Source organism: Stenotrophomonas sp. YIM B06876 (genome assembly GCF_030711595.1).
GTDB lineage: Bacteria > Pseudomonadota > Gammaproteobacteria > Xanthomonadales > Xanthomonadaceae > Stenotrophomonas.
Genome location: NZ_JAUJUJ010000399.1, coordinates 1 through 735, shown reverse-complemented (window position 1 = coordinate 735; position 735 = coordinate 1). Strand labels below are relative to the sequence as shown.

Here is a 735-nt window from a genome sequence, read left to right as displayed (position 1 = left end):
GGCGTCCAGTGTGTCGATCAACTGCCCGATCTCGCGCTCGTACTCGGCCAGCAGGCGCAGGTTCAGTCGCCGCTCGGGGTTGTTGCGGTAAATGTCGAGGACCGTGCCGCGCAGGCCCCTGAACTTGCTCAGCACGCTAAATGCCGCCATCAGCCAGGGACCCACCGCGCCCTTGCGGGGCTTGCCGTGGGCGTCCACACCGCCAAAAGGCCAGGCGCCGACGTGGAACTGCAGGGTGTAGTCGCCCTCGAAGGTCGATTCNCAGCACGCTAAATGCCGCCATCAGCCAGGGACCCACCGCGCCCTTGCGGGGCTTGCCGTGGGCGTCCACACCGCCAAAAGGCCAGGCGCCGACGTGGAACTGCAGGGTGTAGTCGCCCTCGAAGGTCGATTCCAGCGACTTGCGGAACGCCTCGCTGCTGTAGAGCCGCGCCACTTCGAATTCGTCCTTGATCGCCAGCAGCTTGAAGTAGTAGCGCGCCACGGCGGTGCTGAACCGGTCGCCCAGGTCCTTGCCCTGCTCGGCCGCGATCGCCCGGTCCACCAGCGCCTGGTAGCGCTGTGCGTAGGCTGCGTTCTGGTAGTCGGTCAGAGTCTCGACCGAACGCTTGACGATGGCGGCGAGCGACATGTCGATGCGCGGCAGCATCTGCACCACGTTGGTGGGCGCCGCCGCTTTCTCGACCGCTGCATCGTCGACCGCGGCGCGCCGCCCCCACAGGAACGATGCCTTGT

1 protein-coding gene is annotated in these 735 nt (G+C 66.8%); it reads right to left on the bottom strand.

From position 1 onward, the window contains the following. Nucleotides 1-136 precede the first annotated feature (136 nt). Nucleotides 137-735, bottom strand: a 599-nt coding sequence (locus QZH66_RS19080; RefSeq protein ID WP_345783873.1) for a DUF6537 domain-containing protein, incomplete at its 5' end; no start/stop codon positions are given.